Genomic DNA, 25622 nt, shown 5'->3' with positions numbered 1-25622 from the left:
TTTGAGAACTATTTGGGAGGGCTTAATTACGGCGCTGTCCGTATCGCGCAGAATTCAACCTCATTCGAGAGCCCCTCGGCCCTCAAACCATATGGAGGTTGCCATGACCAATACCCTTGCCCCGCATTGTGCAGCGCGGCCGGAAACGGCCGTGGAGCCGGCTTCGCGTCGGCACCTGACGGCCCTGCGAAGCATTATCGCGATCTGGCATGATCGGACCTGGCGCGAGCGGATACGCTTTCGCTGGCAACTCAGGCAAATGTCGAAGGACAATCCGCATTTGATCGACGATATCGGTCTGACGATACAGCAGGTAGAGGGAGAGATCGCCAAGCCCTTCTGGCAGCGATAGAGCGAATGCTGCACATCGCGTCGACAGTCAGCGCACCGCCTCGCGGTGAACGCCGGGCAGGCGGGTGGCGATCAGCTTGTCGATGCGGCGGCCGTCAAGATCGACCACCTCGAAGCGCCAGCCCTGTGCATCGACGCATTCGCCGGTCGCCGGCAGGTGGTGCAGGTGCGCCAGCACATAGCCGGCGACGGTCTCGTAGTCGCGGTTTTCCGGCAGGTCGATGCCGAGAATGTCGGCCATCTCGTCGGCCTGCATGTAGCCGGCGAGCAGCCATGAGCCGTCCTCGCGTTTGACGGCGTTCTCCTCGTCGCCGGCGTCGGTGTCCGCGCGGAACACGCCGGTGATGGCTTCGAGGATATCGGCCGGGGTGACGATGCCTTCGAAATGGCCGTATTCGTCATGCACCAGCGCCATCGGCACGTCGGATTCCTTGAGCTTCTGCAGCACATCCAGCGCGTCGGCCTGATCATAGACGATGGGTGCGGCGCGCACATGGCTGCGCGGATCGAGCACGCGGCCGGCAAGCAGGGCGGCCAGCACGTCGCGCGTCTGGACGACGCCGACCATGATATCGACACCGCCGTCGCCGGCCGGCAGGCGCGAATGCTGGGTTTCCATCAGCAGCTTGCGGATCGCGCTCTCGTCGGATTGCAGATTGATCCAGTCGACCTCGGTGCGCGGCGTCATCACCGCGCGCACGGCGCGGTCGCCAAGCCGCATGACGCCGGCGATCATGCGGCGCTCGTCGGATTCGATGGTGCCGTGATGCTCGGCCTCGGCGACCAGCATCTTGATCTCCTCGTCGGTGACCTTCTCCTCGCTCTCGCCGCGCTGGCCGAGCAACCACAGGATGGCGCGGCCGGAAAAGTCGAGCAGGAAGACCAGCGGCGCCGAAACGGTGGCGAGGATGGTCATTGCCGGAGCGACCCTGGCGGCGACCCTTTCAGGGTCACGCAACGCGATCTGCTTGGGCACCAGTTCACCGACGATCAGCGAGAAATAGGTGATGATGGCGACGACGATGCCGACGCCGAGCGGATCGGCGACGGCCTCGCGCATACCGGTCGAAGCCAGGAACTGCGCCAGTCGTTCGCCGAGCGTGGCGCCGGAAAAGGCGCCCGACAGCACGCCGACCAGGGTGATGCCGATCTGCACCGAGGACAGGAATTTGCCGGGATTTGAGCCAAGCTCGAGCGCGCGGCCGGCGCCATTGACGCCGCGGTCGATCATCGCTTTCAGCCGGGCCGGCCGCGACGAGACGATGGCAAGTTCGGACATCGACAATAGGCCGTTCACACAGATGAGGACGACCACGATAGCGATTTCGACGTATAGCATGAGCGGTCAATAGCATTGCCGCGGGGTCTTCGAAAATAGTCCGGCGTGTTTTTTGAGAAATGATCGGTATTTCGGTCAGGCTGCATCCGCAGCGGTGAGGGAACCGTCAGAGATTTGGCATTGCTCTGAAGGGTCCGAAAAAGCCCACGACCATCGACAGCTTTCCCTGCTTGGAAACGCGGCACATATCCATGCTGTCGGTGCCTCGAAATCCGTTTTCGCCTCTCTGCACCCAGCCAAAACGCAGGAAGTCATGATGAACGTCGACCAAGGTCGTCCGTTCGAGCCAGAAGCCCGGACGGGCTTTCAGCACCTGATCAATGTGATGGAGCAGCGCCTCGGCTCCGGAGATATGCACCGTCGGATCGATGTATGTGCCTTCCGGTTCGAATGAGGCGAACAACAGCCGGCGACGCTCCTCAGGTTCCGGGTCGAACCAGGCCCTGCAGTAGCTAGTCACCACACTTTCCGCGTCGAACATCAAAACCTCCTTTTGAAACCGCCGGACTGTCTCAGCTTGCGAGGCCCGTGCGACCTACCGTTTGACTATACCGACAATCGCCTCGCCGTCTGTGAAATAGGGATCGCCGCCGCCATTGCGCCCGGTGGTTGTTGCGCCAATGCCTGCAATGTCGCTCGTCGAGATCAGCATGCCGGCGGTGGCCAGGTCGCGCATCAGAAAATCGCGCTCGGCGTCGATGTCGGGGCCGATATGATGGGTGACGGCGCCGGTGTCGTGGCTCAGTCCCACGCCGCGATCGAAGCTGGCCGAGCCCAGCCACAGCGGCCGGCTGTCATCGCCGGTCGCACCGGTCTGCCAGAAGCGAACATGGTGCCGGCGATCGGCGCTGCCGCCGACCGGCTTTTCGAAGGCCAGATCCTGGGTGCGGCCGTCGAACAGCAGCTGGCTGACCGGCGCATCGGGATAGGGGTGGTCGAACAACACGCTCTCACCGATCTCGATCGCGGTCTTCAAGGTCACGGCGTCGGCGGTGTCCCAGCCGGCGACGGCGAAGGCATGGACCACCTCCTTCTGCGTGCCGACAAGGCCGACATTGATGGGGTCACCCGGAATGCCTTGCGGCGTGTGCGTCACCATCTCGAAGTGTTGGCTGCGAAAGCCGCGATCGCGGAATGTCCAGAATTCAGGTGCCGCGAAATAGGCGAGCGCCAGATAGGCGGCCAGCAAGGCCGCCACCCAGGTTACAAAGCGTCGCCGAAGGCTTCGTTGGCTCATGAATGCCGCTCAAACGTTCCGGCATCACATTAGGCGGTGTCGTGGCATTTCCGCAAAGGGTACCCGGCATCGATCTAAAGCGGCTCACCGTTTCAGAGAAACGGCCAACCGCTCTAACTATTTGTTTTTACGCAATTCCCAGGGGAAAGCGCTATGCGCTTTTCCCGGGAAAACCGTTTCACACTTTTCCTGGAATTGCTTTAGCGGCAAGCGCGATAACCGCTCTTGCGGTTCTTGATGTCGAAATGGAAATGGTTGCGGTGGTCGTAATTGTAGCCGGGGCCGAGCACGGTGGTGAAATACTGGCAGCCGTCGGCACGCACATTGTTGAGGAAGCCACGGGTGCGGAAGGCGAACAGGCCGGGCTTGCGCACGTCGATGTCGTCGCCATTGTTGAGCTCGATGCTCATGACGTCGAGCGCGTTGCCCTTGCCGTGCTCGGACAAGACGCCTTCGTCGGCAATCCTGCGGCAGGAATAGCTGGAGCCCTGGTGGATGGTCTTGACGCCGGAGAAGTAGCGCCAGTGGGCGGAGGGAACGAGTTCGTTCTTGGTCCAGCCGGCAAAGGTGGCGGCCATGTCGCAGGTCAGCGTCGCGGCGGGCTTCATCTGGATGTTGCCGATGGCCGAAACCTTGACCGGATAATCGATGCCGCACTGACCTTCATGGATCGGCGCCAGGTCAGTGAAAGCAACATCGAGGCGCCTCAATTGCTGGCGGCAGTCGGTTTCACTGGCCGGCATCTGCTCGACAGGGGACATCGGCTCGTCCATGCGCGGATAGGCGGCCTGCGTCATGTAGGGATTGGAGGGAACAAGCTTCTGCATGCCGGCATATTGCGGCACGGCCGCTGTCTGCGAGCCGACGTCGACGGCCGGTTCAAGCGACAGCACGCTGCCGGTGTTGCAGGCCGAAAGCGCCACGACGGCGAGGCCGGCGGCCAGCCCGCCGACTGCCGTGCGCATACGTCTCCATTGCCGCACGGCGGCAAATATCCCGGCCATTAGCGGAATCCCTGTTCCCAGATATCCGGCATTTTAACGATCAAGGGTAAAGGAAAACTCAGCGCCCGCGTTCATGCCTGCGGCCGAATTGCGGCGCGGTCTCGGCTAATTGCGCTCACTGGCAGAACGTTCCGCCATGCCGGCGCGGCTCGAGATCGAGATGGAAATGCAGGGAATGGTCGGGGTCGGCGCCGGGTCCGAGCACGGTCTTGAAGGGTCCGCAGGCGGCCTTGCGCACGGCGTTGAGGAATTTGCCCTCTTTCTCGGGCGGCGCCGGGCCGACCTCGATCTTCTTGCCGTCCGACAGCGTGAAGCTGGCGATATCGAGGGCGTTGCCGAAGGCATGTTCCGACAGTTTTCGTGTGCCATTGCGTGGCCGGCAGACAAAGGCCGATGCCTGGCCGATCGATTTCAGATCGGCGCCGAAATCGGCTTTCGCGGCCGGCTGGATGACACTTGCCGCAAAACGCGCGGCCACCTCGGCCATCGGGCAATTGAGCTCGGTGCCCGGCGCGATGGCGATCGACTTGCCGAGTGTCTTGAGCACGATCGGGTAAGGGATCGAGCAGCCGATTTTGGGATTGCTTTCCGCTTTGTGCTCCTCGAATTCGACGCCGAGGGTCTTCAGCCGCTCGCGGCAAGCGACTTCCTCGGCGGGCATCTTGCCGTCAGGCAGATCGGCCGAGCGCGGGTCGGGCAGCATCTTCTCGTCGCCTGCATCCGTCGGCTTTGGCGGCGGCTGAGGGGCGACTGCCGGCGGCTGAGCCTCGGGCTCTGCGATGTCAGGCTTTTGTGTCGGCGTTGGTGCGACCGCTGGCGGCTCCGGTTCGCTCTCCGTATCGGCTGACGGCTCCGGGGCCGACGGCTGGGGGCGTGCCTGCTTTTTTTGATGGGACTTTTCTTCATTGAACCGGTCGGGCGCTCCGGTGGTCTTTGGACCTTCCGTCTTCTGCTCCTCGGTCTTTGCAGCGTCGGCCTTTGGAGCGTCCGCCGGACGTGGCTCGGGCACCGGAATACCGGGCCCGGGCACCGGAACATCGGCCGGCGAGGGCAGCGGAGCCTGCGTTTTCTGCTGTGTCTGGTTGCGCGTGACGTGCCGTTTGCCCCGTGGTTTCAGGCGCTGTCCGCCCCGCGGTTTCAGAGGCTGATCGACCCGCGGTGTCAGCGGCTGCTCCACCCGCGGCGTCAGCGGCTTGTGCTGCCGATGGCGATGTCTGGCGTCGGCCGGCATCACCAGCAAGGCCGTGACGGCCATGACCAACGCAATCCTGCATGTTCGGGAAAGGACAAACGACCCCATGGCCCTCAACGGCGCCAACGCAAGGAGGTTGCCTGCGCCGCATCACGAACGGTAACCACGTCGTTACGCGCCAATCGCTTCCAGCCCTTCCTCCAGCCAGTCGGCAAGCAGCGGCATGCCAAGCAGGTATTTTGCGGTGCGCTTGTTGGCGCGTTCGCGCGCCGTGGCAAGCGCGTCCGCCCATTCGGTGGCGTCGTAGTCGCCGCGACCGACCCAGGCCAGCGCGATCAGTTCGGCTGCTTCATCGACATTGAGATCGTTGATCAGTTCGCGTAGCTCTTCTTCGGTGAGGTTTTCGGAACTTTCCTCGGCAAGGCCATCATGGTGATGGTTGACATGGGACTCGCCGTCGAGCTCGACCTCATGCTCGGCGCCATCGGCATAGTCTTCATTGACGGCCGCACTCAGCGCCTTGGCCTTGAGGATGAACAAGCGCACGGTGTCGGGGCCGATCGAAAGCTCCCAGTCCTTTTCAAGCCGCCGCTGCACGAGCCGTCTCCGTCAGGTCGTTTGCCCGATGATAGCGGATTTGCGGCATCCGTCACCTGATGTTCTCCGGCACGCATTTTTCCGGGATGAAACGCAAGCCGTCCGGCGTTAGTGTTGCATTCTCACCCCTCCAGGAGGCTTCGATGCATAAAAGAATGCTGATCCAGGCTGCGACCGCGCTGGTCGCTCTGCAGTTCCTTGCTGTTCCGGTGTTTGCCGCCGGCGGCGATAGTGGCGGCAGCGATCAGACCGTCACCCAGTGCAAGAAGGGCCAAGTCTGGGACAAGAAGAAGAAAAAATGCGTCGCACCCCAGGAAGGCATGCTGGATGACGACAGCATCTATGATGCGGGCCACGCTCTGGCGATGGCCGGGCGTTATGACGAGGCGATTGCCGTGCTCAGCCTCGCCGCCAACAAGCAGGATCCGCGCATCCTCAACTATCTCGGCTATTCGCACCGTCATTCCGGCCGCGTCACGGTCGGCCTCGGCTATTACGAGGAAGCGCTGCGCATCGATCCCAACTACACGCTGGTGCGCGAATATCTCGGCGAAGCACATCTGCAGATCGGCGATCTGGCCGGCGCCCAGCAGCAATTGATGGAGATCGAGAAGCGAACCGGCAAGGGTTCGCGCGAATACGGCATGCTGGCCGAGCAGATCGACCATTTCATGAGGAGTTGAAAAGGCCGCCGGGGCTCTTCGAAGCGGCCGCGAGCGATCGCGGCTGCTTTTTTGTTACCCCTTGGTCTTATTAGCCGCCCCCGACTGATGAAAGCGGGGATGATTTTTGCAAAACCGATTTTTGGGCGTGAAAAACCCGCGAAGATTGCTATATTCAGGGAAATTGCGGTGAAACGGTTCCGTTAGCCCGAGGCTGCCGGACCGTTTTCTTTTTGTACCCATCGACAAGGCTTTCCCCGAAACGCGGGGGTGGCAGCAGGAAAGGTCAGGCATCATGAACAAGGTCCCGATGACAGGCGAGGGGTTCGCGTCATTGAAGGAAGAACTGCGCTGGCGCCAGCAGGAAGAGCGGCCTCGCATCATCGAGGCGATCTCCGAAGCGCGCTCGCATGGCGACCTGTCCGAAAATGCCGAATACCATGCCGCCAAAGAGGCGCAGAGCCTCAACGAGGGCCGCGTCAACGAGCTTGAAGATTATATCGCGCGCGCCGAGGTGATCGACGTGAGCAAGCTCAGCGGCGACAAGATCAAGTTCGGCGCCACCGTGGTGCTGGTCGACGAGGACACCGAGGAAAAGAAGACCTACCGGATCGTCGGCGATCAGGAAGCGGACGTGAAGTCCGGCCGCATCTCGATCTCCTCGCCGATCGCCCGCGCGCTCATTGGCAAGGAAGTCGGCGACGCCATCGAGGTCAATGCGCCGGGCGGTGCCAGGGGGTATGAGATCGTCCAGGTGCAGTTTATTTAGGACCTCTAATAATTCTACTCTGGCGGCCGACTACAGCGCCGCGCGTCCTCTCGGACGCGCAAAGGACGCTGTAGGATTTTCAGTTAGCGCATGATCCCTTTCCGAAAATCAATTACGATTTTCGGGGTCATGCGCGGGCGGTTTTCTGCGCTTCCGGTGCTCATGTACTTGAAGTACGCTCCGCTCGGTTCTCGAAGAACCACGCTATTCGACTCGCCAGAGCGAATTCTGAAAGGTCCTATGCCGGCGCCTGTAATTTAAGTGCCAATAGCTTTTCTGCTTCCGCCACTACCTCCGCCGGCATCACACGCCCGCCAGGCACCGCCAAAAGCGTCGACGCATAGGGTCCGCGCGGGCCGGTGAGGCCGGGCTCGGTTGCCAGGAACACCGCAACCGTCGGCAGCCCGAAGGCGCTGGCAAGATGGGTCAGCCCGGTGTCGGCGCCGATGACCAGCTCCGAGCGGCCGATAAATGCAGCGATGTCGGCCAGCGGTGACTTTGGCACCACAACTGTTGATGGCACTGCCTTGGTGACGGCTTCGGCAACGGCCTTCTCGCGCTCGTTCGACCATGTGGTGACCGGCGTCATGCCGCGATCCACAACGAGGCGGGCGGTTTCGATCCAGTCTTGGACGGGCCATTTCTTGTCTTCGCGGCTGGTGCCGTGCAGCAGGAAGGCGGTTTTTCCACCGATGCCGGCCAGATTGCCGGCTGGCGGCACGATGCCGGAGCCCAGCGTCGAAAGATCGGGCTGATAGCCGAGTGCCAGCCCGAACAGCCGTCTTGTCCGTTCGATGGCGTGCAGGTTGCGCGGCACGGCATAGGTGACATCGTAGAACAGCGTCGCAGAAGGTTCGCGCGCGCTGGAACGGTCGAAGCCGGCAATGGGTGCGCCAGCCTGTCTTGCCACCAGAGCCGATTTCAGCAGTCCCTGCGCATCGAGGACCAGGTCGTAGCAGCAAGCGCGCAAGGTGCGGCGCAAGGCGGCGGCCTCGCGCCAGGTGCCGCCGTCGAACAGCGTCTTGCGCCAGCGCCGGATCGCCACTGTGTGGATCCTGTCGATCGCCGGGTGCAGCGCCACGATGCCGGCGAATGCCTCTTCCACGCACCAGTCGAAGGTCACGTCCGGCCGGTTGAGGCTGGCATCCTCGACAGCTGGAAAGGTGTGGATGACATCGCCCATCGAGGACGTCTTGACGATCAGCACCTTCATGCCGCGGCCGGAATTTCCAGCAGGCGGTCTGCTGCCGCGGTCACCTGGCCGACTTCAAGCGTCTTGAGGCAGTTGAGGTGGCCGAGTGGGCAGATTTTCTGGTGGCAGGGCGAGCACGACAGGCCGAGCCAGACCAGCTCGCGCTGCTCCGCCAGCGGCGGCGTGTTCTCAGGCGAGGTCGAGCCATAGATGGCCACGATCGGCGTGCCGACGGCAGCGGCGACATGCATCAGCCCGCTGTCGTTGGAGACCGCCAGCCTTGCGGCAGCAATCAGGTCGATGGCGTCCTCCAGCCGCGTCTGCCCGGCGAGGTCGATGATGCCAGGGGCAAGTGCGGCGATCTCCGCCGTCACGTCGCGGTCGTTCTTCGAGCCGAACAGCGCGACCTTCAGGCCTTTGCCCATGAAATCGCGGGCAAGCCCGGCATAGCTTTCGCTCGGCCAGCGCTTGGCCGGGCCGAACTCGGCACCAGGCATCAGTGCCGCGAATTTTTGCGGCGCCAGCCGGAAACGGTCGAGCAGGGCGACCTGGTTTTTCGTGTCCACGGTCAACCGGGGCGCCCGGAAGCTGCCGCCCTGGGCGAGACCGAAATAGGCCTGCGCGGTGCGTCGTTTCACGGCATCGGGCAGCGGCACAATGTCGGTCAACAGGCCGTAGCGCATCTCGCGTAGATTGCCGACACGGCGCGGAATGCGGGCAAAGAACGGGATCAGCGCCGATTTCCAGCTGCCCGGCAGGATATAGGCCATGTCGTAGCGGCCGCGCAGCAGGCGGCCAAAGCGGCGGCGATGGGTGAATTCGAGCGCGCCGGGTTTGAGCGGAAAGTCGATCTGCTGGCGGATTTCGGGCATGCGCTTGACCAGCGGTGCGGCCCATGCCGGCGCCAGCACATCGATAGCGGCGTTGGGATGCAGCTCCATCAGCGCCGAGAACAGGCACTGCGCCATCACCATGTCGCCCACCCAGCGTGGGCCGATCACGAGGATCGTTGGGCTTTCAGCCATTCGACATAGTCTCTGACACCGGTTTCCACTGTCCGGAATTGGCCATTATAACCGGCCGCACGCAAACGGGACATATCAGCTTGCGTAAAGCTCTGGTAGCTGCCCTTGAGATGGTCGGGGAAGGTGATGAACTCGATTTCGCCCTTACCCAGCGTGTCGATCACCGTTTCGGCGATGGCGCGGAAGGGTTGGGCGCGCCCGGTGCCGCAATTGAAGATACCGCTTGAGCCCCGCTTCCACAGCCACAGATTGACGTCGGCGACATCGCCGACATGGATGAAGTCGCGGCTTTGCTCGCCGGGTCCGAACCCGTCATAGGCGCCGAACAGTTTCGGGTTCTCGCCGCGGTCGACCTGGTTGAACAGATGGAAGGCGACCGAGGCCATGGCGCCCTTGTGCGCTTCGCGCGGGCCATAGACGTTGAAGTAGCGCAGGCCCGCGACCTGCGAATGATCGGTGTCGAAGACGGTGCGCCGGACATAATCGTCGAACAGCTTCTTGGAATAGGCGTAGACGTTGAGCGGCCGCTCGAGCGCCGGATCCTCGCGAAATTCGGAACCCCCGCCATAGACGGAAGCAGAGGAGGCGTAGAGGAACGGCACGCGCAGCGTCTGGCTGGCGTGCAGCAGCCGCTTCGAGAAGGCGTAATTCATCTCCATCATGAATTTGCCGTTCCACTCGGTGGTGGTGGAGCAGGCGCCCTGGTGGAAGACGGCCTCGATGCGGCCGAGCGAGCCGGCCTCCATGCGGAGCAGAAAATCGTCCTTGTCGAGATAGTCGGCTACCTGCAAGTCGGCGAGATTGGCGATCTTGTGGCCGTCGGTGAGGTCGTCGACGACGAGGATGTCGTCATGCCCTTCGGCATTCAGCGCGGCGACGATGTTGGAGCCGATCATGCCGGCGCCGCCCGTGACGATGATCATGTGGTTGGCCCTGATACGCGTTTCACTTGCCGATTCCGGCCCTTATAAGGGAGGCAGGGTGGGCTGTCGATAAAGCAGGCGTGTTGCCGATCCGTCGTTTCTTACGCTTGTCTGTTTTGTCTGTTTTGTCTATTATGTGCAAAATGGAGCGCTCATGAAACACTATCCATCAACCGATCTGAAGCAGAATCTCGGAGACGTCCTCGCGGCTGCCAGTCAGCAGCCAGTCTCCATCACACGTCACAACAAGCCGAGATACGTCCTGATGAGCATCGAGACCTACGAAGCGCGCTTCGGCAACGACAGCCGCCGCGTCTACGCGGCTAAAGACGCCCCACCCGAACATGTCGAGATGCTTGAAGAGTACATCGCAGAGCTGGATCGTGATTAGACCCATCGCCGCCGACGTCTGGAGATATCCATATCTGTGGTATCGCCAACATGGAGACGGCGAGACCGAAGGCCGCAAGACACGGCCTGTCGTCTTTGTGGCCGTCCTTCCTGGGAAAGCCGGCGGTACGAACCTCTTCATCCTTGCAATCACCTCCACGCAGCCGGGCCGTGATCGCGTTGCCGCCGGCATCCCGGAAATTGAACGCCGCCGCGCCGGCCTTGACCCTATCCCCCTTTGGGTCATAGTCGACGAGTACAACCACGATATCCTGGAATCTTCAGCCTATTTCGAACCGAGTGTGCGCATCGGCGCATTCAGCCCATCATTCCACAAGAAAATCATGTCCGCGTTCATTGCGGCTGTCCGCACAGGCCAATCCAAAGCCATCCCGCGTGCGGACTGAGCCGCCCGAAACCGGGCATGATCGTGAGGGACAAAGAAATGCCGTCGACCGAACTGCTGCTGGCGTTTTTCGCCACTACGGCGATCTTCGCCTACATTCCCGGCCCGGCGATGCTCTATGCTGCGGCGCAGACGATGGCGCGCGGCCGCTGGTCCGGCCTGACGGCGGCACTTGGCATCCATCTGGGCGGTTATGTGCATGTTTTCGCCGCCGCCGCCGGTCTGTCGGTGCTGTTTCACGCCGTGCCGACACTCTACATGGCGGTCAAGCTGGTCGGTGCGCTCTACCTGATCTGGCTCGGCGTCTCGCTGTTCCGCAAGCGCGTGGATGGCGATGCGGCGCTGCCCGCGATCGAGCGGAAATCGGCACGACGTGCCTTTTTCGAGAGTATCACCGTCGAGGTGCTCAACCCTAAGACGGCGATCTTCTTCATGGCATTCCTGCCGCAGTTCATCGATGCCTCGGCGGCGTTTCCGGTCTGGCTGCAATTCGTCGTGCTCGGCACGATCGTCAATCTGATGTTCTCTTCGGCCGATGTCGTCTGTGTGTTCCTGGCGGGCGCCGTGATCGGCCGTTTGCGGCGTTCGAGCCGCGCACAGCGGCTGATGCAGCGGGCCGGCGGCGCGGTGCTGGTTGGGCTGGGTGTCCATGTCGCCTTGCAGAAGAGCTGACCGCCCGGGCCGTCTCGATCGTGCCCTGCCGTTGCGCTGCGCGGATTTGCGGTATATCGGCTTCGCCATGAACGATCCGGCCTGTTGATGATGATGACCAGCACGATTGAAATCGGCCTTTTCCATGCGTTGCCAGTGACATGATCAAGCACAATCCGCCTTCCCCCGAACCCCTGCACCGCGCCATTGCGCGGTTCGGCCAGGCCACCGTGCTGGTGGTCGGCGACTTCATCCTCGACCGTTTCGTCAACGGCGTCATCGAGCGGATCTCGCCGGAAGCGCCGATCCCGGTGCTGCACGGGCGCGGCGAGACCTCGACCATGGGCGGCGCCGGCAATGTCGTGGCCAACATCGTTTCGCTCGGTGCTGCCGCTGTTCCCGTCTCGGTAATCGGCACCGACGTGGCGGGCGACAGCCTGGTGCGGATGCTTGGCGAGCTTGGTGCCGACACGGCCGGCCTTTCGCAGGAGCGTGGCCGCATGACCTCGTCAAAGAGCCGCTTCAGCGCGCTCAACCAGCAGGTGCTGCGTTTCGACGAGGAAGAGATCAAGCCGCTGGGTGCTGCGGAGCGCGCCGGCCTGATCCGGCATTTCCGCGCTGCACTGCCGCGCGCCGACATCGTCATCCTGTCCGATTACGGCAAGGGCATCCTGCTCGACGGTGTCGCCGGCGACCTGATCGCCATCTGCCGCGAGGCGGGAAAACCGGTTCTGGTCGACCCCAAGGGCCGCGACTATGCGCGCTATGCCGGCGCGACCGCCATCACCCCCAACCGCAAGGAGCTTGGCGAGGCCGTCGGCCATGCGGTGTTCGCCGATGACGAGATCGTCGGCGCGGCACGCCAGTTGATTTCGGCGCACAGCTTCGACTTCGTCGTCGCGACGCGCAGCGAAAAGGGCATGAGCGTGGTCGGCCCGACCGAGGCACGCCACATCGCCACCCAGGCGCGGGAAGTGTTCGACGTTTCGGGCGCCGGCGACACGGTGATCGCGAGCTTCGCGCTGGCGTTGGCCGTAGGCGCCGATACCGTCATGGCCGCTTCGATCGCCAACGCAGCCGGCGGCGTTGTGGTCGGAAAACGCGGCACCGCGCGGCTGACGGTCGAGGAACTCACCGGCGCGCTGTTCCGCTCGCATGGACCGACCGCCCACAAGGACGCCATCCTCGATGCCACATCGGCCGCACGCATGGTCGCGGCGTGGAAGGAAGAAGGCTTGAGCGTCGGCTTCACCAATGGCTGTTTCGACATCCTGCATGCCGGCCATGTCAGCCTGTTGCACGCGGCGCGCAGCCAGTGCGACAGGCTGGTGCTCGGCCTCAACAGTGATGCCTCGGTGCGGCGGCTGAAGGGCGCAGGGCGCCCGGTCAACGACCAGCACGATCGCGCCTGCGTGCTCGCGGCGCTCGCCTCGGTCGATGCGGTCGTGGTGTTCGAGGAAGATACGCCGCTGGCGCTGATCGAAGCCTTACTGCCCGACATACTGGTCAAGGGCGCCGATTACACGGTCGACACCGTGGTCGGCGCCGATGTGGTGCAGAAGGCCGGCGGACGCGTCGTTCTGGTCGATCTCGTCGCCGGCAAGAGCACCACCAGCACCATTGGCAAATTGCGTGCCGGCGGCACCATAAACTGAGGGTTTCATGTCCGACTTGAACGATTACCTGGTCCGCTCGGCGGCTGCCATATCAGCCATGGTCGAGCGCGACCTGACCAGCGAGATGGAGCGGGCGGCGAGCGCCGTTGTGACCGCGCTTTCGTCGGGAAAAGCCCTCCTGATCGCCGGCAATGGCGGCTCGGCCAGCGATGCCATCCACATTGCCGGCGAACTGGTCGGCCGCTTTCTCAAGGAGCGCAAGGCCTACAACGTCATCGCGCTGCCGGCCAATGCCGCCGTGCTGACCGCCTGGGGCAACGACTACGGCTTCGACACGGTGTTTTCGCGTCAGGTCGAGGCGCATGGCGCGGCCGGCGGCGTGCTCCTGGCAATCTCGACCAGCGGCAATTCGCCGAGCATCATCGCCGCCGCGGAACAGGCGCGGATGATGGACATGACGGTGATCGGCCTGACCGGCGACACCGGCGGCAAGCTGAAGCCACTGTCCGACATCCTGCTCAACGTGCCGTCGACCTCGACGCCGATCATCCAGCAAGGGCATCTGTGCCTCTATCATCATCTGTGCGAGGTGGTCGAAGCGCGCCTCAGCGATGGTTGATTCCACGACCTCTGGCCGCTATCCGCTGGCGGAGCCCGGCCTATGGGTCGAGCGGATCGGCTCGACGGTGTTTCCCGTCGGCAGGCCGGCGCTGTTCCTCGACCGCGACGGCACCATCAATGTCGATACCGGTTATCCCGATGATCCGGCCGAAATGGTGCTGCGCGCGGATATCGCGGCGGTGATCGCTACCGCCAACCGGGCCGGCATTCCCGTCATCATCGTCACCAACCAGTCGGGCATCGCACGCGGCTATTCCGGCTGGGGCGATTTCGCCGCCGTCAACGGCCGCGTGCTCGACCTGCTGTGCGCCGACAATGCGTTCGTGGATATGGTCCTCGCCTGCGCCTATCACGAGGCGGGCTCCGGTCCGCTTGTGGTCGCCGACCATCCGATGCGCAAGCCCAATCCGGGCATGCTGCTGGAGGCGGCCAAGCGTCTCGGGCTCGATCTGCAGCGCTCGCTGATTGTCGGCGACAAGAAGGCCGACATGGAGGCGGGAAAGCGCGCCGGCCTCTCGCAGGGCTGGCTGGTCGACGGGCAAGCGGCTGTTCAATCGGGCTTCACGGTCAGGCCCTGGCGCGACCGCGGGGACTTCGACGGCCTGCTCGCCGCAATAGCGGCACTTGGCGTAGTGTCAGGCGAGCGGTGACGGCTCACACCGGATCGTTGTCTCGCCAAGCCTCATAAAGCTTGGCCTCGGTGGCGAACGAATACACCATCACCATCATCGAATAGACGAAGCCGTGCCGGCCGCACAGGAAGTAGCGCTTGGCCAGGTAGAACTTCAGGAAGTTGCCGAGCGGCGACAGCACCAGTTTTACCAGGCCGGGCTTCTTGCCTCTCTCGACCAGCGTGGCAACCTTGAGGCTGGAGTAGGTGTTGGCCCTTACCAGATCCTCGGCGACAGTCATTTCACGGCGATGCAGCAACACGCCATTCTCAATCGTGCCGGTCTTGCCCGGCACTTCGAATGATTCATGGACCCGCAAATTGAGGTCCATGGTGGCCTTGTCACGGCGGAAAAGACGCAGCAGCCTGTTGTGCAGCACCCAGCGGTGCGCATAGCCATAGCCCTTCAGCTTGTCGCGGCGTCTGATGTACCATCCGTCGAAGGCGTCATTGCGAGGCTGCGTCACGTCCATGATCGACTGCCTGAGCAGGTCGTCGATGGCCTCATCGGCTTCAATCGAAAGGCACCATGGCTGCGTGGCCTGATCGAGGGCGAATTGCCGTTGACGTGGAAAACCCGGCCAGTCGTTGTGAAACAGCCTTATCGGGTAGCCCTTGGCGATGAACTCCTGGACGACGTCCATGGTGCTGTCCGTCGAGCCTGAATCGACGACGATGATCTCGGCACAGAAGTCGACGCTTTCCAGGCACTGGCCGATCATGTCGGCTTCGTTCATGCAGATGACAAGCGCCGAAACCGGGCTAGCAAATCGAGTCATGGTCCCCACCCTACGGCACACTGTTCTCGGAATTTGCGCTGCTTGCACCATCTGTTTTTACGCAATCCCCAAGGGGAAGCGCTATGCGCTTTTCCCGTTACACACTTTTCCTGGTATTGCTCTAGGAAACCAACAGGGCGGGCCACGGCAGAACGATCCGGATTTTTCTACACGACAGCCTATCGAATGCCAAAGCGGCCCTGATATGGCGAAGCGCGCAACCCGCATCGGCCAGGCCCGATGTGGCGCTGCCGTTCGATCGGCTCAAGGCTGCGCAAACGAGACCAGCCCTTCGTCCTTGACCCGGCGGATGGTGAGCGCGGTGCGCACCGTGTCGACATTGGGGGTCGAGGTCAGCTCCTCGATGACGAAGGTCTGGAAGGTGCCGAGGTCGCTCGCCACGCAATGCAGCAGGAAATCGGATTCGCCCGACACCATCCAGGCGTCGCGCACGATCGGCCAACCTCGGGTGCGCTCGGCAAAGGTACGCAACTCGGCGTCGGCCTGGTGATGCAGGCCGATCAGGCAGAAGGCGACGACATCGAGGCCGAGCGCCGGTGCATTGAGCAAAGCGCGGTAGCCGCGGATGATGCCGGCTTCCTCCAGCCGCTTGACGCGGCGCAGGCATGGCGGCGCCGAAATGCCGACGCGGCTCGACAGTTCGACATTGGTCATGCGGCCGTCGTCCTGCAGTTCGCGCAGGATCTTCCAGTCGATGGCATCGAGGTCGGCCTTGAGCGGCATGAGGGCTCTCGAGAAGTCAGGGGCCACACGCAAGAATCTTGCGTGATTTTGTAATTAAACGACTTCGCTGTCCATTCCATCCCTCGCCCGGAATATTTCGCAGGATCAAGCGGGGCGGGGGTGCGACAAAGCTTTCCGGGGACGAACGCCAACTTGCCTTGCTGGCGTCGTGGGCAACACTTACATTACGCGCGATACAGACCGAGTTTTCCATGCCGCAATTGCCGGCAGCCCTCCGCAGAGGCTTTAGATGACCACCAAGCACGCGCCCGTTCTCATCATCGGTTCCGGCCCGGCCGGCTATTCGGCGGCGGTCTATGCCGCCCGCGCCATGCTGAAGCCGATGCTGGTCGCCGGCCTGCAGCAGGGCGGCCAGCTGATGATCACCACCGATGTCGAGAACTACCCCGGCTTCGCCGACTCGATCCAGGGTCCGTGGCTGATGGAGCAGATGCTGAAGCAGGCCGAGCATGTCGGCACCGACATCATCAACGACATCATCACCGAGGTCGATCTCAACGTGCGGCCGTTCCGTGCCAAGGGCGATTCCGGCACCACCTACACCGCCGACGCGCTGATCATCGCCACCGGCGCGCAAGCGAAATGGCTGGGCATTCCGACCGAACAGACCTTCATGGGTTTTGGCGTATCGGCCTGCGCCACCTGCGACGGTTTCTTCTATCGCGGCAAAGATGTCGCGGTGATCGGCGGCGGCAATTCGGCGGTGGAAGAGGCGCTCTATCTGTCCAACCTCGCCAAGAGCGTGACGGTCATCCATCGGCGCAGCGATTTCCGCGCCGAACGCATCCTGCGCGAGCGGCTGCTGAAGAAGGACAATGTCCGCGTCATCTGGGACACGATCGTCGACGAGATCACCGGCCGTCCCGGCAAGACGCCGCTGCCGCCCTCGGTCGAAGGCCTGAAGCTCAAGCATGCGGCGACCGGCGAGGTGTCGCACCTCAAGGTCGACGGCGTTTTCGTGGCGATCGGCCACGCACCGGCGGTCGAATTGTTCGCAGGCAAGCTGAAGCAGAAGCCGAACGGCTATCTGTGGACGGCGCCGGACTCGACCCGCACCGACGTGCCCGGCGTGTTCGCGGCCGGCGACGTCACCGACGATATCTACCGCCAGGCGGTGACGGCGGCGGGGCTCGGCTGCATGGCCGCACTCGAGGCGGAGAAGTATCTGGCCGGCATCGAGGTGCACCGCGAAGCGGCCGAGTAGAGAGTTCAGAAAGCGGCTTAGAGACGCCGTGTAAAAGCCTGATTTTTCATTCAGACGCCAAAACAGAACGAGGGGTATCATGGCGTTGGACTGGGACAAGCTACGCGTGTTTCACGCTGCGGCGGAGGCGGGGTCGTTTACCCATGCGGCCGAGACATTGCATCTGTCGCAATCGGCGATCTCGCGGCAGGTCAGCGCGCTCGAGCATGATGTCGGCGTGCCGCTGTTCAACCGCCACGCCCGCGGGCTGGTGCTGACCGAGCAGGGCGAAATGCTGTTCCGCACGGCGCATGACGTGCTGATGAAGCTGGAGACCATCAAGTCACGGCTGACCGAGACCAAGGACCGCCCGTCCGGCGTGCTCCGGGTGACGACGACGGTGGGTCTGGGCGCCGGCTGGCTGACCGAGCGGGTGCAGGAATTCATCGAGCTCTACCCCGAAATCAGCCTGCAGCTGATCCTCGCCAACGAGGAACTCGACCTTACCATGCGCCAGGCCGATTGCGCCATCCGGCTGCGCCAGCCGCAGCAGCCGGACCTGATCCAGCGCCGCCTGTTCACCGTGCATTTCCACCTCTATGCGGCCCCTTCCTATGTCGCCAAGCATGGCAAGCCGGCTTCGGTCGCCGAGCTGAAGGCCCATCGCATCGTGACCTTCGGCGTGCCGGTGCCCTCGCATCTGTCGGAGCTGAACTGGCTGGAAACGGTCGGCGATTTCGACGGCGGACAAAGGGTGCCGACGCTGCAGATCAACGACATCTTGTCGATCAAGCGTGCGGTGCAGGGCGGCGCCGGCATCGCCATGCTGCCCGACTATGTGATCAGCAAGGACTCCGACCTGGTGCAATTGCTGCCGGAGACCGAAGTGCCGTCCTTCGACACCTATTTCGCCTACCCCGATGCGATGAAGAACCAAGCCAAGCTGCACGTGTTCCGCGATTTCATCATCGCCAAGGCCAGGAGCTGGTCCTTCTGAGGGGCATATCGATATTCAGGTGATGCCGGCCTGCGAACGAGGGCTTCCTGCGCTTCCGGTACTCACGGACCCAAATGTCCGCTCCGTTCCGGTTCTCGGAATCCCCCGCTCTCGGCTCGGCCTGACCTGAATCTCAACATGCCCCATGTGGCGCTGCTTCGACCTAATTTAGCCCCGCCAGGGCGTCAGCCGAGGCAGCCAGCCGGGGACGTTGCGACGGTAGGTCTCGTATTCGGCGCCGTAGCGGTGGGCCAATGTCGGCTCCTCGTAGAACCGCACGAAGGAGCCCATGGCAATCGCGCCGATGACGGCAAAGGCGACCAGCGTCCAGCTCGAGAACAGCAGCGCCTGGCCGAGGATGATCGACAGCACGGCGACATACATCGGGTTGCGGACATGGCGGTAGATGCCGCCGATCACCAGCCTCTCGGTCGGCGCGACCGGAGCGGGCGTACCGAGGCCCTCGAGCGCAAAGCGGCCGAAGGCATGCAGGAGTGCTGCGATCGCGGCGACGATCAGAAGCCCGCCAACAGGGACAAAGCCCGGCAGGCTCGACCACGGCAAGCCCCAGCGACCGGTCAACAGCCAGGGTACCAGCCCGGCAACCACGCCGGGTGCTGCAATAAAGAAGGCCGCACTGCCGGCGATCGCCGAAAACGTCCGCATTGGCTGCGTCCTCCCTGATTGCCTTAGAAATGAACGCCTGCTGCCCGCTTCCACATCACTACGCAGTTTTGGCAATTCGGGGCAAAACCAGGCCGCGTTTCGCGATTCTGTAGTGACAACCACTCGGTTCAGCGCTCCATTTTGACGATTTTGCTGGTCCTATTGGCTCCGGGAATGGGTTAGACCACAGCCTGCGTCTTTTTGCATGCGTGTGTTGCAAAATAGATGCTTGTTTCTTGGGCATGATGAGCACATATAAAGATCATCTCCTGGGCGCGTTCTCCTCCCATTAGCGCCCTCGAGTGTTCCCCTCTGGAGGTTAGCCTTAACAGGCACTTCCAATCAAACTCAGCCGGATCTTCGTTGATCCGGCTTTTTTGTTGCCTGTGCCTGCTGGGGTGGCCAAAAAATCCATCACAATTGCCACGTAACAGTGACATGTAACCTCGGGTAACATATCGCGGACGTCCGTGGCCTGCTATGTAGACCATAGGACGCGGTGTGGTTCGGACGGGAGATGGGGGCATCACTCGTACGGCCCGGGCTCAGGCGGCTACCGCGTCCGAACCGTTTTTCCGCTGAAGTTCGGCGGCTCCAAATGCGGCGGACCTGCCGTTTTACCTCCCAAGGAAACGGTCCGCGAACAAAACGACGCCCGGTCCCCGCCGGGCGTTGTTTTCTTTTGCCCCCCGAATCAAGGTTCGAGGGGCGTGCCGCAACGCGATAGAATCAAGCAGCCTTGCCGTCGGTGTTCATCGCGTCGTCAGCCAGACGGCCGGTGAGTTCGGCCATGTGGTCGAAGACGGCACGGTAGCTGGCGACGCCCGCGGTCGCCGAGCGCAACTCGATGATCAGGTCGCCGATCTCGGCTTGCGGCATGGTCGCCTCGACGACATCCCATCCGGGCCAGTCAGGCCGTGCGTCGTAACCGAGGATCTGGCCGCGCCGCTGCGGGATGAGCGCGATGATCTTCGAGGTTGCGTCCGACGGCGTGACGATCTCGACCTTCATCACCGGCTCCAGAAGCACCGGCGAGCAGGCGGCCATGCCTTCCTTCATCGCCAGCCGTGCCGCCATCTGGAAGGCCATGTCGGAGGAATCGACCGCGTGATAAGAGCCGTCCGACAGGTTGACGGCGACATCGACGACGGGGAAGCCGAGCGGGCCGGACTTCAGATAGTCGCGCACGCCGGTCTCGACCGACTGGATGTAGGTCTTCGGCACGACGCCTCCGGTGATGGTGTCGGTGAACTGGAAGCCGGAGCCGCGCGGCAGCGGCTTGATCTCGATCACCACGTCGCCGAACTGGCCATGGCCGCCGGACTGTTTCTTGTGACGGCCGCGCTGCTGCGCCGGTTTGCGGATCGTCTCGCGATAGGGCACCGCCGGCGCATGGCCTTCGACCGGTATCTGGTTCTTGCCTTCCAGCCGCTCGCGCACGACACGCAGATGCATCTCGCCATGGCCCGACAGCACGGTCTCGGCCGAATCCTGGTTGTGGCGCAGGCTGAGCGAGGGATCTTCCTCGGCCAGCCGCTGGATGGCGGCCGACATCTTCACTTCGTCCTTGCGCTCCTTGGGGCGCAGCGCGAAGGCGAAGACCGGCTGCGGCGGCTCGAATTCAATCAGCGGCTTGATGCCCCCCTTGGCCGAACTCAGCGTCTGACCGGTCTTGACCCCATCCAGCTTGCCCAGCGCCACCGTGTCGCCGGCCTTGGCGAGGGTAAGCTTGGACTGGTCCCTGCCGAGCATCCGGTAGATGCCAGAGACCTTGGCTGTGTCGCCGCCGGGCAGCCAGAGTTCGGAGCCATCGACGACCTGGCCGGAGAGGATGCGCGACACCGACAGCTTGCCGCCATGCGGCGTGTGGATGGTCTTTATCACCTGGACCACGGTAGCAGCGCCATCGGGCGCGCCGAGCCGCTTGCGGGTCGCCTCGATGTCGGGCGCGTCGTGGCGGATCGCCTTCAGGAGGCGCAGCACGCCGTTGCCTTTCTCGGCGGTGCCGATCAGGACCGGCGTCACCGCGCCGTCGCGCAGATCGGCGGCAAGGTCGTCGAAGATGGCGTCCTTGGGCGGCTCGATCTCTTCGAGCAGCTGTTCCATCAACTGGTCGTCATGGTCGGCCAGCGCCTCCAGCATGGAGAAGCGCGCTTCCAGTTCGCGCGCCTTGTCGTCGCCCGGAATCTCGGCCACCTCGCTCTCGGCATATTCGCGATAGATGTAGGCGCGCTCCAGCGCCAGATCGATCGAACCGATGACGACGCCGTCCTTGCGCAACGGAATCTGGCGCAGCAGCAACGGCACCGAGCTTGCCGGCTGCAGCATCTTCAGCGTGTCGCGCACACCGGCGATTGCCTTGTCGACCTTGTTGAGAAACAGGATGCGCGGCACGCCGAGATCGTCGAGCTTGCGCATGATCAACTGCAGGGCAGGGATCTTCTTTTCATCGGCCTCGGCAACGACCACCGCTAGGTCGCAGGCTGCCAGCACCGGCTCGGCCTCGAAGGAGAATTCGATGGAGCCGGGACAATCGACGAAAGTAAGCTGCTCGCCCATGAATTCGGTGGTGGCGATTGTCGCCTCGACGCTCATGGCGTGGGCGCGCGCTTCGGGCGAATGATCCGAAACGGTGTTACCTGATGAAACGGGATTTTGTCGGGGAATTGAGCCCGTACGGGCCAATATGGCTTCGAGAAGTGTCGTCTTACCGCTGGCAAAGGGACCGACTATGGCAATGCATTTCGGTCCCGTGCGTCGTCCTCCGGCGCGAGTACCCATAACTGACCTCCACTCAGGCGTTTCCCGCAGGACCGACTGGCATGCATGGTTCAGGCGTGGTCAATCGGTCCTGAGCGGCGGCCGGCCTGTTCGACCGTCGCGGGCGGGGTTCTTTTCGTTTCGCCACCTGCCCAAATCCATCGTCCCACTTGTTTGCCGGCAGGGCAAGAAAAATAGAAATCGTCGCTGTGGCCTCAGGCGCTCAGTGCCAGCGGCTCGGCATGGGTAGCGCGCAGGGAAGCAACCTTGTCGCGCGGTGCCGGCCTGCCGAAGAAATAACCCTGGAACCGATTGCAGCCGGCGGCCTTGGCGAGGGCGAACTCCTCTTGCGTCTCGACGCCCTCGGCGACGATGGTGACGTCCTGGATGCGCGCGATCTGCGCCAGGGCCGAAACGAAGATCTGCGCTACCTGGTCATGGGCGAGGCTGCGGATGTAGGAGCGGTCGATCTTGATGCTGTCGATGGGCAAGGTCTTCAGATAGTTGAAGCCGCAATGGCCGGTGCCGAAATCGTCGAGTGCGATGTGGAAGCCGAGGCCGCGCAATGCTTCAAGGCGCCTCAGGATTTCGGGCGTCGCGGCGGTCGCCACCGTCTCGGTGATCTCGATGACGAATTGCGCGGCGGAGCGGCCGGTCTCCTTCAGCACGCGGTCGCACATGGTGACGATCTCGTCGCGCTTCAGCTGTTCGCCGGAGACGTTGATGGAGATGCGCCGTCCCGGGAAATGGCCGATGTCGGCGCAAGCCCGCTTGAACACCCATTCGCCGAGCATGTCGATCAGGGTCGAACGCTCGGCGATCGGAATGAACTCGGCCGGCGAGATCAGGCCGCGAACCGGATGGCGCCAGCGGATCAGCCCTTCGAAGCCATAGGTGGAACCGTCCGGGTTGACGATCGGCTGGTAGTAAAGCTCGAGTTCGCCGAGATAGACCGCCGCACGCAGTTCCCGTTCGACCAGGCGACGGTAGCGCTTGTCGGACAGCATCTCCTCGTCGAACACGGTGACGCGGCCACGGCCCGCCGCCTTGCTCTCATAAAGCGCCAGGTCGGCAACCAGCATCAGTTCCGTCGTGTTCGAGGCATGTGTCGGTGCCAGCGCCACGCCGATGGAAATGGAGAGCGGGATGGTCTTGCCCTCATGCGATTTTCCGGCCCGCATGGTATCAAGCAATCGCCTGACATCCTTGTTGATGGCGGCGAGATCGCTGTGCGGAATGATGACGCCGAACTCGTCGCCGCCGAGCCGTCCGACCATGCCGCCGGCAAAGATGCGCTCTGATGTCTTGACCAGATACGCCAAGGCGAGGTCGCCGAACTGATGCCCGAACGTGTCGTTGAGTTGCTTGAAATGATCGACGTCGATCAAAAGCAAGGTCGCATCGCGCCGGTCGCGCATGCTACCGAGACTGTCGCGCAGCGCTTCGAGGAAATAGCGGCGGGTCATCGCCCCCGTCATCGCGTCCCTGGTCAGGAAATGATGCTTTTCCGCCTCGGCGACGGCGGCCGACCGCAAGCGATGGACGACGCTGCTGCGCATATACATCAGCGCCAGCAGGGCCAGGCTGGTGGCCAGGATCGAGACGGTGAAGGCGCTGCCCGAGGGCTGGTTTTGAGACCGGTCGACCGCGCCAAGCAACGCAGCGCCGATGCTGATCAGAAGCAACAATTGGATGCCGCGGTAGACGCGGCCGCTGTGGTCCCTGATCGTCGCCAGTATGCTCATCTCATCGCCCCTACACCTGCCAGCGAAGGGCTAGAGGGCAGCCATTAAGAAGCCCTTGCGTCGGCCACGCCTAGCCAGCGATTTGGCCACCCGTGCCGGTGATCGAACGTTCATGGTTAAGAAGCCTGCCGTGGATGCCCGCAGGGTGGCGGAGAAGGCCGATCGCAGTTGCACGGCGCGGCATATCGGAGGAAGGTGCCGACTTGCGCCAATGTCATTTGCGCCAAATGCCAGGAGAGGCGGTGTTCTGCCGCCAGCCCGTCAGAGATCAAGGACCATCGACCATGAAGATCATTGCCTGCGGCAGCGTGCCGACCATCATAGCGCCGGAAAAATACTTCACCGGCCGGGTGCTGCAGACGCCGATCATCGAGAAGGAGGCGCCGGCGCGGCTGCGGGCCGTACTGGTCAGCTTCGAACCGGGCGCACGCACCCATTGGCATACGCATCCGCTTGGCCAGACGCTCTATGTTACCGTGGGCGCCGGGCTTGCCCAGACATGGGGCGAGCCGGTCCAGGAGATCAGGGCCGGAGACGTCATTTCCTTTGCGCCAGGTGAAAAGCACTGGCATGGCGCGGCGCCGACATCGGCGATGACGCATATCGCCATGCAGGAGGCGGTCGACGGCGTCCATGCCGACTGGCTGGAAGCGGTCAGCGGTGAGCAGTATGGCGACTGATGTTATCTGAGCCAATACGAAAAACCCGGCGTCGAGCCGGGTTTTCATTGATTGCGATGCCGTGCGCCGATCAGGTGAGCGATGCCGTGAAGCGTTGGATGCGCGTGCAGGCTTCCTCCAATAGCGTCTCCGAGGTGGCGTAGGAGATGCGGAAGTTGGGGCCAAGACCGAAGGCCGAGCCGAACACCACCGCGACACCCTCGGCCTCGAGCAGTTCCGCGCAGAAGGTCTCGTCGGTGTCGATCAGCTTGCCGGCCTTCGTCTTCTTGCCGATCAGCTGGGCGCAGGAGGGATAGACATAGAAGGCGCCTTCCGGCGACGGACAGGTGATGCCGCGCGCCTGGTTGAGCATCGACACGACAAGGTCGCGCCTGCCTTGAAAGATCGCCTTGTTTTTGGCGATGAAATCCTGCGGGCCGTTCAGCGCCTCGACGGAGGCCCATTGCGCGATGGTGCAGGCGCCTGATGTTTGCTGGCCCTGGATCATGTCCATCGCCTTGATCAGCGCGACCGGACCGGCTGCATAGCCGATGCGCCAGCCGGTCATCGCATAGGCTTTCGACACGCCGTTCATGGTCAGGGTGCGGTCGTAGAGCTTCGGCTCGACCTCGGCGAGGGTCTTGAAGACGAAGTCGCCATAGGTCAGGTGCTCGTACATGTCGTCGGTCAGCGTCCAGACATGCGGGTGCTTCAACAGCACGTCGGCCAGCGCCCTGAGTTCGGCCTCGGTATAGGCGGCGCCTGACGGGTTCGACGGCGAGTTCATCAGCAGCCATTTGGTCTTCGGCGTGATCGCCTTTTCCAGCACGGAAGCGGTCAGCTTGAAGCCGTTGTCGATCGAGGTGTCGGTAAACACCGACGTGCCGCCGCAGATCGCCACCATCTCGGGATAGCTGACCCAGTAGGGGCGGGGGATGATGACCTCGTCGCCAGGATTCAGCGTCGCCATGAAGGCGTTGAACAGGATCTGCTTGCCGCCGGTGCCGACTATGGTCTGCTCGGGCTTATAGTCGAGATTGTTCTCGCGCTTGAATTTCTTCGCGATCGCCTCGCGCAGCGGCACGATACCCGAAACCGGCGGATACTTGGTCTCGCCACGGCGGATCGCCTCGATCGCCGCATTCTTGATGTTGTCTGGTGTGTCGAAATCCGGTTCGCCGGCGCCGAGGCCGATAATGTCACGGCCGGCATTTTTCAGCTCGCGCGCTTTCTGCGTCACCGCGATGGTGGCGGAAGGCTTTACGCGGGAAAGAGTGTCGGCAAGAAAGGCCATGACCAGATATCTCCAAACAAGGTCGGCGCGGGCCGGGAGCGGCCGCGGCGCTTCTCATGTCGCATGATTTCGCGCAGTGCAAGCATTGTCGGCTGATCCAGGTCTCAAGGAGCTGTGATCGGCAACAAT

At 62.9% G+C, this 25622-nt stretch carries 27 protein-coding genes; 12 read left to right on the top strand and 15 right to left on the bottom strand.

Annotated elements, in window-relative coordinates:
* The first annotated feature begins 103 nt into the window (after positions 1–103).
* On the top strand, positions 104–352 hold the full coding sequence (locus tag ACFOJ9_RS24195; protein ID WP_378982027.1) for a DUF1127 domain-containing protein: 249 nt from the start codon (positions 104–106) through the stop codon (positions 350–352).
* A 27-nt stretch (positions 353–379) separates the two neighbouring features.
* On the opposite strand, the gene ACFOJ9_RS24190 is transcribed toward ACFOJ9_RS24195, so the two are convergent.
* From ACFOJ9_RS24190 to ACFOJ9_RS24165, 6 genes are all read right to left on the bottom strand, one after another.
* Positions 380–1690: a hemolysin family protein gene (locus tag ACFOJ9_RS24190; protein WP_378982025.1), complete on the bottom strand. Its 1311-nt coding sequence runs from the start codon at positions 1688–1690 to the stop codon at positions 380–382.
* Positions 1691–1796: 106 nt separating this feature from the next.
* Positions 1797–2171: a hypothetical protein gene (locus ACFOJ9_RS24185; RefSeq protein WP_378982023.1), complete on the bottom strand. Its 375-nt coding sequence runs from the start codon at positions 2169–2171 to the stop codon at positions 1797–1799.
* A gap of 54 nt (positions 2172–2225) precedes the next feature.
* Complete coding sequence (locus ACFOJ9_RS24180) at positions 2226–2927, bottom strand: LssY C-terminal domain-containing protein (protein WP_378982021.1); 702 nt, start codon at positions 2925–2927, stop codon at positions 2226–2228.
* A 200-nt stretch (positions 2928–3127) separates the two neighbouring features.
* Positions 3128–3931, bottom strand: coding sequence for an extensin-like domain-containing protein (locus ACFOJ9_RS24175; protein ID WP_378982019.1), 804 nt, complete (start codon positions 3929–3931; stop codon positions 3128–3130).
* Between the two features lie 115 nt (positions 3932–4046).
* Complete coding sequence (locus tag ACFOJ9_RS24170; RefSeq protein ID WP_378988021.1) at positions 4047–5108, bottom strand: extensin-like domain-containing protein; 1062 nt, start codon at positions 5106–5108, stop codon at positions 4047–4049.
* Between the two features lie 186 nt (positions 5109–5294).
* Positions 5295–5720 carry a DUF3775 domain-containing protein gene (locus ACFOJ9_RS24165; protein WP_378982017.1) on the bottom strand — a complete coding sequence of 142 codons (426 nt, stop codon included), beginning with the start codon at positions 5718–5720 and terminating at the stop codon, positions 5295–5297.
* Between the two features lie 143 nt (positions 5721–5863).
* Between ACFOJ9_RS24165 and ACFOJ9_RS24160 the strand changes: the two genes are divergently transcribed.
* Positions 5864–6403 (top strand): tetratricopeptide repeat protein, encoded by a 540-nt coding sequence (locus tag ACFOJ9_RS24160; protein ID WP_378982015.1) that lies wholly within the window; start codon positions 5864–5866, stop codon positions 6401–6403.
* Between the two features lie 274 nt (positions 6404–6677).
* Positions 6678–7151, top strand: a complete 474-nt coding sequence (gene greA, locus ACFOJ9_RS24155; protein WP_013530066.1) for a transcription elongation factor GreA — start codon at positions 6678–6680, stop codon at positions 7149–7151.
* A gap of 238 nt (positions 7152–7389) precedes the next feature.
* Here greA and waaC read toward each other — a convergent pair whose 3' ends face one another.
* The 3 genes from waaC to rfaD are packed head-to-tail and all read right to left on the bottom strand — an operon-like array spanning position 7390 to position 10291.
* Entirely contained in the window at positions 7390–8364 is a 975-nt protein-coding gene (waaC, locus tag ACFOJ9_RS24150) for a lipopolysaccharide heptosyltransferase I (protein WP_378982013.1), read from the bottom strand.
* On the bottom strand, positions 8361–9368 hold the full coding sequence (waaF, locus tag ACFOJ9_RS24145; protein ID WP_378982011.1) for a lipopolysaccharide heptosyltransferase II: 1008 nt from the start codon (positions 9366–9368) through the stop codon (positions 8361–8363). Before waaF ends, waaC begins: the two co-directional genes overlap by 4 nt.
* Complete coding sequence (gene rfaD / locus ACFOJ9_RS24140; RefSeq protein ID WP_378982009.1) at positions 9341–10291, bottom strand: ADP-glyceromanno-heptose 6-epimerase; 951 nt, start codon at positions 10289–10291, stop codon at positions 9341–9343. Before rfaD ends, waaF begins: the two co-directional genes overlap by 28 nt.
* A gap of 154 nt (positions 10292–10445) precedes the next feature.
* On the opposite strand from rfaD, the gene ACFOJ9_RS24135 reads away from it, so the two are divergent.
* The 6 genes from ACFOJ9_RS24135 to ACFOJ9_RS24110 all read left to right on the top strand — a co-directional run bounded on the left by ACFOJ9_RS24135 (position 10446) and on the right by ACFOJ9_RS24110 (position 14625).
* The gene (locus ACFOJ9_RS24135; RefSeq protein WP_378982007.1) at positions 10446–10682 is read left to right on the top strand and encodes a type II toxin-antitoxin system Phd/YefM family antitoxin; all 237 of its coding nucleotides are present in this window, start codon (positions 10446–10448) and stop codon (positions 10680–10682) included.
* The gene (locus tag ACFOJ9_RS24130) at positions 10675–11088 is read left to right on the top strand and encodes a hypothetical protein (protein ID WP_378982005.1); all 414 of its coding nucleotides are present in this window, start codon (positions 10675–10677) and stop codon (positions 11086–11088) included. Before ACFOJ9_RS24135 ends, ACFOJ9_RS24130 begins: the two co-directional genes overlap by 8 nt.
* Before the next feature lie 38 nt (positions 11089–11126).
* On the top strand, positions 11127–11759 hold the full coding sequence (locus ACFOJ9_RS24125; RefSeq protein ID WP_378982003.1) for a LysE family translocator: 633 nt from the start codon (positions 11127–11129) through the stop codon (positions 11757–11759).
* A gap of 140 nt (positions 11760–11899) precedes the next feature.
* Positions 11900–13393, top strand: a complete 1494-nt coding sequence (rfaE1, locus tag ACFOJ9_RS24120; RefSeq protein ID WP_378982001.1) for a D-glycero-beta-D-manno-heptose-7-phosphate kinase — start codon at positions 11900–11902, stop codon at positions 13391–13393.
* 7 nt (positions 13394–13400) lie between these two features.
* Positions 13401–13973 (top strand): D-sedoheptulose-7-phosphate isomerase, encoded by a 573-nt coding sequence (locus ACFOJ9_RS24115; protein ID WP_378981999.1) that lies wholly within the window; start codon positions 13401–13403, stop codon positions 13971–13973.
* On the top strand, positions 13966–14625 hold the full coding sequence (locus tag ACFOJ9_RS24110) for a D-glycero-alpha-D-manno-heptose-1,7-bisphosphate 7-phosphatase (RefSeq protein WP_378981997.1): 660 nt from the start codon (positions 13966–13968) through the stop codon (positions 14623–14625). Before ACFOJ9_RS24115 ends, ACFOJ9_RS24110 begins: the two co-directional genes overlap by 8 nt.
* Before the next feature lie 4 nt (positions 14626–14629).
* On the opposite strand, the gene ACFOJ9_RS24105 is transcribed toward ACFOJ9_RS24110, so the two are convergent.
* A complete protein-coding gene (locus tag ACFOJ9_RS24105) occupies positions 14630–15424 on the bottom strand; it encodes a glycosyltransferase family 2 protein (RefSeq protein WP_378981995.1) in 795 nt (264 codons plus the stop codon).
* A gap of 264 nt (positions 15425–15688) precedes the next feature.
* Positions 15689–16168, bottom strand: coding sequence for an Lrp/AsnC family transcriptional regulator (locus tag ACFOJ9_RS24100; RefSeq protein ID WP_378981993.1), 480 nt, complete (start codon positions 16166–16168; stop codon positions 15689–15691).
* Positions 16169–16418: 250 nt separating this feature from the next.
* On the opposite strand from ACFOJ9_RS24100, the gene trxB reads away from it, so the two are divergent.
* Positions 16419–17393 carry a thioredoxin-disulfide reductase gene (gene trxB, locus ACFOJ9_RS24095; RefSeq protein WP_378981991.1) on the top strand — a complete coding sequence of 325 codons (975 nt, stop codon included), beginning with the start codon at positions 16419–16421 and terminating at the stop codon, positions 17391–17393.
* A gap of 79 nt (positions 17394–17472) precedes the next feature.
* Positions 17473–18369 (top strand): LysR family transcriptional regulator, encoded by an 897-nt coding sequence (locus ACFOJ9_RS24090; protein ID WP_378981989.1) that lies wholly within the window; start codon positions 17473–17475, stop codon positions 18367–18369.
* Positions 18370–18537: 168 nt separating this feature from the next.
* Here the strand turns inward: ACFOJ9_RS24090 and ACFOJ9_RS24085 are convergent, their stop codons facing one another.
* The 3 genes from ACFOJ9_RS24085 to ACFOJ9_RS24075 all read right to left on the bottom strand — a co-directional run bounded on the left by ACFOJ9_RS24085 (position 18538) and on the right by ACFOJ9_RS24075 (position 23540).
* Positions 18538–19035, bottom strand: coding sequence for a methyltransferase family protein (locus tag ACFOJ9_RS24085; protein ID WP_378981987.1), 498 nt, complete (start codon positions 19033–19035; stop codon positions 18538–18540).
* 729 nt (positions 19036–19764) lie between these two features.
* Positions 19765–21816, bottom strand: a complete 2052-nt coding sequence (locus ACFOJ9_RS24080) for an elongation factor G (protein ID WP_378981985.1) — start codon at positions 21814–21816, stop codon at positions 19765–19767.
* Between the two features lie 194 nt (positions 21817–22010).
* The gene (locus ACFOJ9_RS24075) at positions 22011–23540 is read right to left on the bottom strand and encodes a putative bifunctional diguanylate cyclase/phosphodiesterase (RefSeq protein WP_378981983.1); all 1530 of its coding nucleotides are present in this window, start codon (positions 23538–23540) and stop codon (positions 22011–22013) included.
* Between the two features lie 284 nt (positions 23541–23824).
* Here ACFOJ9_RS24075 and ACFOJ9_RS24070 point away from each other — a divergent pair, with 284 nt between their 5' ends.
* Complete coding sequence (locus tag ACFOJ9_RS24070) at positions 23825–24220, top strand: (R)-mandelonitrile lyase (RefSeq protein ID WP_378981981.1); 396 nt, start codon at positions 23825–23827, stop codon at positions 24218–24220.
* A 70-nt stretch (positions 24221–24290) separates the two neighbouring features.
* On the opposite strand, the gene ACFOJ9_RS24065 is transcribed toward ACFOJ9_RS24070, so the two are convergent.
* Complete coding sequence (locus ACFOJ9_RS24065) at positions 24291–25493, bottom strand: pyridoxal phosphate-dependent aminotransferase (protein WP_378981979.1); 1203 nt, start codon at positions 25491–25493, stop codon at positions 24291–24293.
* Positions 25494–25622 lie beyond the last annotated feature (129 nt).

Origin of the sequence: Mesorhizobium cantuariense, assembly GCF_042647205.1 — a bacterium.
In the GTDB taxonomy this organism is placed as follows: Bacteria; Pseudomonadota; Alphaproteobacteria; order Rhizobiales; family Rhizobiaceae; genus Mesorhizobium; species Mesorhizobium cantuariense.
This window is presented reverse-complemented; position numbering and strand designations above follow the sequence as displayed.